An 881-nucleotide genomic window follows, 5' to 3' on the forward strand; every position below is an offset into this window, starting at 1 on the left:
TTTTCCGTAAACTTTCATTTTCGATTAAGTTTTGATTTTATGTGCTTGGCAACGTTTCTGGCTATGATTTCGTTGCGGAAAAAACCGCAGGATTCTTTCCGTTGTAGCCGAAAGATAGCAAATTAGCGTTGAATTCCGCCAAGGAATTCAACCGCAATGAATTATAGCCTGTGTTACCTGCTGGCTTTTTCTTTAAATTTTGCTTTTAGTTGTGTTTTGTATTCATCAATTTCTTTTGTCGTATAAAAACAACAAGGTTGGTTCTGTATTTTCCAAGTTCTAAATTTAAAAAATCGACCATCAGATTCAAATTCTGATTCCGTTAACCGAGTAAATCCTTTTTCAGTTTGGTCAGAGTTTAAATAAACTCCAGAATCCATTTTTATATCTGTTTCACGAAGATCTTCATTAAAGTCAGAAGACGTTAATAAAATTCCGTTTTTTGGAATTTCTATTTTTTTATTCCAAGTTAAGGCTGAAATAGATAAATCTTTTGAGTTTTTAACTCCGTAAATTATAGTCACGTAACTTTTATCAAATTCAGCTGGTATAACTAATGTTTTTGTCCTATTAAACTTGTAGCTATAAATTACTATCATTAAAAGTGTTAAAGTCAATTCAGTAAGGAAAATCTTTTTATAACTCTTTAGCCATTTTTTTAATCCGAAGTCAATAGCAAAAAGTAATATTCCAATTACAATTAGAGTTAACACAGCAAAAATTCCCCAGCCTAATTCCTTTTCTTTAATAACAATTACTATCGCCCAAATAATTGATGATATTGATAAAATCAAAAATGGTGTTATTTTTTTTAGCGTGTTGTTCATTCAGCTTGCAGGTAACGTCTCGCGTATATGGTTTTGTGGCGGGGTGAAAACCGC

1 protein-coding gene is annotated in these 881 nt (G+C 31.6%); it reads right to left on the reverse strand.

Annotated elements, in window-relative coordinates; translation table 11 throughout:
* Window positions 1-173 precede the first annotated feature (173 nt).
* Window positions 174-827, reverse strand: a complete 654-nt coding sequence (locus G3567_RS13195) for a hypothetical protein (RefSeq protein ID WP_164005785.1) — start codon at window positions 825-827, stop codon at window positions 174-176.
* Window positions 828-881 lie beyond the last annotated feature (54 nt).

Source organism: Psychroflexus aurantiacus, from assembly GCF_010820555.1.
GTDB classification, from domain to species: domain Bacteria; phylum Bacteroidota; class Bacteroidia; order Flavobacteriales; family Flavobacteriaceae; genus Psychroflexus; species Psychroflexus aurantiacus.

Bases quoted from the DNA above. Each gene is read 5' to 3' on its own strand.
- G3567_RS13195 (WP_164005785.1), bottom strand. From the start codon at position 827: ATGAACAACACGCTAAAAAAAATAACACCATTTTTGATTTTATCAATA.